The organism is Dokdonella sp. (assembly GCF_035703485.1).
In the GTDB taxonomy this organism is placed as follows: domain Bacteria; phylum Pseudomonadota; class Gammaproteobacteria; order Xanthomonadales; family Rhodanobacteraceae; genus Dokdonella.
In genome coordinates this window covers 1-5,605 of sequence record NZ_DASSYD010000067.1, presented here as the reverse complement: position 1 = coordinate 5,605, position 5,605 = coordinate 1, and the positions used below count along the sequence as shown (strand labels likewise).

At 59.7% G+C, this 5,605-nt stretch carries 6 protein-coding genes; all 6 read left to right on the top strand.

Going from position 1 to position 5,605, the window contains the following annotated elements; all coding sequences use genetic code 11:
- The first annotated feature begins 139 nt into the window (after positions 1 to 139).
- Positions 140 to 724, top strand: coding sequence for a hypothetical protein (locus VFN25_RS05035; RefSeq protein ID WP_325139479.1), 585 nt, complete (start codon positions 140 to 142; stop codon positions 722 to 724).
- A 132-nt stretch (positions 725 to 856) separates the two neighbouring features.
- Positions 857 to 1,432 (top strand): hypothetical protein, encoded by a 576-nt coding sequence (locus VFN25_RS05030; RefSeq protein WP_325139477.1) that lies wholly within the window; start codon positions 857 to 859, stop codon positions 1,430 to 1,432.
- 293 nt (positions 1,433 to 1,725) lie between these two features.
- Complete coding sequence (locus VFN25_RS05025) at positions 1,726 to 2,292, top strand: hypothetical protein (RefSeq protein ID WP_325139475.1); 567 nt, start codon at positions 1,726 to 1,728, stop codon at positions 2,290 to 2,292.
- A 10-nt stretch (positions 2,293 to 2,302) separates the two neighbouring features.
- Entirely contained in the window at positions 2,303 to 2,938 is a 636-nt protein-coding gene (locus VFN25_RS05020) for a hypothetical protein (RefSeq protein WP_325139473.1), read from the top strand.
- Between the two features lie 241 nt (positions 2,939 to 3,179).
- Positions 3,180 to 4,496 (top strand): hypothetical protein, encoded by a 1,317-nt coding sequence (locus VFN25_RS05015; protein WP_325139471.1) that lies wholly within the window; start codon positions 3,180 to 3,182, stop codon positions 4,494 to 4,496.
- A gap of 10 nt (positions 4,497 to 4,506) precedes the next feature.
- Positions 4,507 to 5,605 (top strand): putative Ig domain-containing protein (locus tag VFN25_RS05010; RefSeq protein WP_325139469.1); only part of this gene is annotated, 1,099 nt, incomplete at its 3' end.

Genomic DNA, 5,605 nt, shown 5'->3' with positions numbered 1-5,605 from the left:
TCCTATGTGCTGACTGCGTTGGCACCCTCCGGGATGAGTATTTGCGGCGTGCGCGTGCAGTATTTACCTTGAGGACGCGACCATGAAAAACCACACCCAACGCTCATCTGCAATCCGCGCGAACGCATTCCACTGCACGATGCTCGGACTGCTGGCCAGCCTGGCCGCATTCCCGGCCGTTGCCGCTCCCGGTAATCTTCCGCCTGAGCAGCAGGCAGCAACTTCGGACCAGCCGGATCAGCCCACAGGTCTCAACTTCAAATATCTGCGGCTTTCTGGCGACACCTTCCATTCACTGGATAGCAGGACGGTCTACAAGTGGACCGACCCCGGCTGCTATTACGTGACAAGCGCAGTAGGTATCCCCCGGTTTGCACACAAAGTGGAATTACCCCACGGTGCAGTCGTGCGCTTTATGCGCCTGTATTTCTACGATGACTCAATCAGCACCCTGCGTGCGTTCTTCACCATTTACGATGCGCAAGGCAACAGCAGCGCTCTTGTCAACGTCGGCTCCGAGACCACAGGTGGCTTCAGTTCAACGCTGGCACCCGAGTTCCACTATGAGGTCGACAATCAAAACACGGCGATCGATGTGGTCGTGAATCTGAATCCTGGTGCTGATACCGCCCTCGCACTGAGATTCTGCGGCGTGCGCATTGCCTACGATGCGCCGATTGCGGATCGGATCTTTGCCAACGGCTTTGATTCCCCGCCGCTTTGATTCAAGGCAACGTTGATCAAGCGGCAAGCTTGGCCGCCCGATTTCGTCTGTCTCTTCAGGTGGCTGTATCGCCCATCGACAACGATGCTAGTGCCAACTTCGCCTTGTGCTTTCGCTGAGAGGGAGAACAACATGATTAAACGATGGTTTGGTATTTCAATCGCAATGATACTTTGGGTTGCCAGCCTGTCTGCGTTCGCGGACGAAGCTAGCCGCGACCGGTCTCCGCCTGCACACAACATCAATGAATACAACGCTCCCGGACCTGATCAGACGTCAGGCGACAGCGCAACGCCCAAGACGGTATTGGGTAGTCGATACTTGTTCCTTGCCGGGTCCACATTCACACGGTTTGGCAGTACCGCTAGCGTGAGTGATTTCGGTTCAGGTTGTTTGTTCACCAATGGAGCTCTTGTCAAGGATCTGCAGTTACCGGAGGATGCCCAGATCGTGGGCGCGCGCCTGTTCTACTACAGCGACGGAACGCCATCCACCTTCATGGGCTTTGTTCTTTTGACCTCCACCGGTCTCGGTGATCATGACTACCCGTTTTACGAGAATGTATACGGCGGCAACGGCTACGGGAACGAACTCTTCACGCCAAGCTCTCCGCTGGTGGTCAGCAACCAGACCATGTTCTATAACCTTATAGTCCAGATGCAACCCGGAATGCGCTTTTGTGGCGTGCGAATCCAGTACGTAATGTAGGCAAGCTGACGCGACTGAATCCAGCCCGCTCAAGCAAAACGATTGCCAGCGCGCAGAGCAGAAGCACGATGGCTATCGACGAACCAACGCCCGCCGCTATCCGCGCCGGCAGCAGCAGGATGCCCGCGCCTGGAAGCTGCCGACGCGTTCCGTTCATCAAGTGCAGGGTCGACCCCCGGACTGTGAACCAGTTGGCGGTTCAGTCCGGACCTGGTCGGTAACGACCCGTAGCACGTGCCTCCTATGGTGTCTTCGCGGTCGACGTGACCGCGACGTTCAGCGAAGGAGACGAAATGTTCAGAACCATAATTGGCACTTCAATCGCCATGGTGTTGTTGGGTACGTGTCTGCCCGCGTCGGCGGCCGAAGGAAGCATTGATGGATTTCCTCCGGCGCAGAACTTCAACTACACGCATCTACCCGGAGCGGATCAGGAAATTGACGGCGCAACGGGCGTCGCGGGCGGGAGTGCCTATCTCTTCCTCGCCGGTTCGGCGTTTACACCGCGAACCAGTGGTCAGACCGTGACCTATCCGGGCGGAGGTTGTTCGTATTCCAACGGCGCGCTGACCACGAGTCTGGAGTTGCCGAACAACGCCGAGATCCATGGCGTGCGAATCTACTACTTCAGCCCCGCTCCTGCAGCCAAGGTAGGCCTGTTCCTGACCACCTATCCAGGCAACGGCAGTTTGACTGATCTGTTGACCGGGACAACGACATCCAGCGGTGGCTACACGGACGAGTACTTTTCCGCATCGCCTGCGCTGGTGGTCAACAACGGATCGGGATCCTATGTGCTGACTGCAACGATGGATCCTGATACCCGCTTTTGCGGCATGCGCGTCTTCTATACGCCTTGAGGAGACGAGCATGAAGAATCTGATTGGTAAACGCATGGCGCCGAGCAAGCATCCACTTGCCGGTGTCCTGATTGGTCTGCTATCGGTTTGCGCATCCTTGCCGGTCCTTGCCGCGCCGGGCGATACGCTCGAACCTCAGCAGTTCCTTGAAACGAACGCGATCGATCAACCCGCGGGCTCAGTCTTTGAGTACCTGAGCATCGCCGGTTCGACGTTTCAGCCCCACGACAATTCGACCACCTACAGCTACTCCGGCAGCGGTTGCATCCACAAGACGGGAGGCTCAAGTTCCCTGTTCGCACACAAAGCCATATTGCCGGATGGTGCCGTTGTAAAATTTCTTCGCCTGTACTACGTCGATACGGTGAGCAGCAATATTCTGGCCTTTTTCACCACCTACGACGGGGCCGGCAATTTCAATGAACGCACGTCCGTTTCGTCGGCAAGCGGGTCGTCCGGCATCGGCTCGGCGCTTTCGCCGGAAATCAACTTCACGGTTGACCGGAATTCGAATGCGATCAATATCGTCGCCAATCTCGGCACCCAGAATGACAACACCCTGCAGTTTTGCGGTGTCCGCATTGCCTACCATGCGCCGATAACCGATCGCATCTTCGCCAATGGATTCGATTTGACTCCGCTTTGACCAACCGATCCGAAGCGTCGGCAGTTCGTAGCGTCAAGTCAGATTTCAGCCCTCGCTGACACAGGAGGGCTTTTTTCGTTCGGCCAACCGCGCATGACCGAATGGTCGATTCGGCTGATATCGGCAAGGCCCCGCAGGCCGCTTGTGTTGAGCCGTTTCTGTGCCGCCTTGCGCATGCAGCTTGAGGACGGCCGATTTCGCCGCCCGGACTCGGTTTTCACATAGCCTGAGAGGGCATCGCATGAACACCCAGCTATCGGCCATCCTGGCCAGTCTCTTGCTTGTTGCAGGGGTTTCCGTCGCGGGCGCCGCCAAGGCCCAGATCGAGCGGATCAGCGTCGACTCGGCAGGCATCGAGGCCAACGCCGCCAGCTACGATGCGGCGATCTCCGACAACGGCGAGGTCATCGCATTTCGCTCGACCGCCAACAACCTGGTGGCTGGCGACGACAACAACTGGCCGGATATTTTCGTGCGTGATCCCGGCAGCATGACAACCGGAATGGCCAGTGGTCACTTCACCCCGTATCGCCGCTACAGCCGCTATCCAAGCCTCTCCGACGACGGCCAGATCGTGGTCATGCAAACCGATCTGACCGGGCCACCGTTCGACTCGCAAATCATCGCCCACGATCGGAGCACGGGAGTTTCGACCCTGCTGGTGGCGTCGCCAACGGTGGGCAATCAGGAGCCCTCGGTCTCCGGCAATGGCCAGTTCATTGCGTTCCATTCGGAGGGAACACTGCAGGACGTCGACCCGGCGCCAGCGCGACCGATCGATGACGACAGCAATGGCAGCATCGATGCCTTCGTCTTCGATCGCGTCACGCTGCCGGTGGTGCCAACCGAACGTGTCAGCCGCGATGGCGATGGAGCCGAAGGCGTTGGCGACAGCTTTTCGCCAACACTCAGTGACGATGGCCGCTATGTGGCGTTCTACTCCTACGCCAACAATCTTGTTCCAGGCGACACCAACGAGCACGAAGACATCTTCGTCAAGGATCGTCAGACCGGCGTTATCATCATGGCCAGCGTGGCCAGTGACGGCAGCATCGGCAATGGCGACAGCTACACGCCGGTGATATCCGGCAATGGCCTGTTCGTCGCCTTTCGCTCGCAGGCAAGCAACCTCGTGGCGGCTGACAGCAACAAGCACTGGGACATCTTCGTGCGTGACCTGACCCTCGGCACGACCAGCCGGGTCAGCGTTTCCAGCAGCGGTGCCGAGGCCAACCACGACAGCCTGGAGGCTGACATTTCCGACGATGGTCGTTTCGTCGTGTTTCGCTCCAACGCCAGCAACCTCGTTGCCGGCGACAACAACCAGCGCTCCGATATCTTTGTCCACGATCGAACCAGCGGACAAACCGAGCGGGTCAGCGTTGCGCCAGGCGGCGAGTCCGATGGCCACAGCTACAAGCCAGCGATTTCCGGCGATGGCGGCTGGATCGTATTCGAGTCGAATGCGACCAACCTGGTCGCCGGCGACAGCAATACCGCACGCGACATCTTCCGCGTCGCCAATCCACTCGCCACGGCCAGTACGGCCAGCAACTGAGGGCACTGAGATGACCATCCGATCCTCGTCCGCGCTTGCCTTGTTCATGGCCGTGTTGGGCAGTCCAGTTGCCCATGCCGCGTGTTTTGCCGATCGCATTTTCATCGACTATTTCGATGGCCCCAACCATGCGCCGGTGTTTGAATCGATCGGCGAACGCGGCGGCGTCCTCGGCGAAGGCCCGATCAGTATCGATCTGGCATCCTCGGCCAGTGATCCCGATCCGGGTGACCGCTTTGGCTGGTCGCTGACCGAAGCGCCCGCCGGCATGACCATCAATGCCGATTCGGGTCTTGTCAGCTGGAGCCCGCTGCCCGGGCAGACGGGGTCCAACGATGTCACGGTCGAGATCTGCGACCGCTATGCAAACGTTGCCAGTGCCAGTTTCCAGGTGAGCGTGATCGCGCCGACCTCGCCGCCGCTGATCTCGCCGATCAACGACAGCACGGTGCTGGTCGGTATGCCATTCCAGCAAGCGGTGACGGTGGCCAATACCGGCGGCGGTGCACCGATCAGCTATGCCCTGGATGCGGCCCCGTTCGGCATGCAGATCGATCCGGCTTCGGGGCTGATCAGCTGGTTGCCGGGCAGTGCCGATCTCGGCCCGCACGCCATCCTCGTCCATGCCAGCAACAGCGTCGGTCAGGGCGATACCGAATCGTTCATGCTGACCGTCATCGATGCCAATGCAGTGCCGGTACTGAGTCCGATCGCCGACCAGGGCGGCAAACCCGGTGAGCTGTTCAGCCTGACCGCCCAGGCCAGCGATGCCGATGGCGATACGCTGCAGTTCTTCCTGTCCGCGCATCCGCCCGGCATGAGTATTGATCCGGCCAGCGGCGTGATCCGCTGGACGCCGGTCAGCCAGCAGTTGGGCCCGCACGTGGTCAGCGTGCGTGTTTCCGATCCGCTCGGCTTCAGTGACACGGTGTCATTTACCCTCAGCATCGACCAGAACCGTGCGCCGGTTGCGGTGGATGATGGCGCGTACACGGTGGAGCGTGGCGACACGCTGCATGTGCCCGCGCCGGGCCTGCTGGCCAATGATTCGGACCCGAACCATGATCCGATCACGGCCGTGCCCGGCAGCGGGCCGGGCAAGGGCGTAC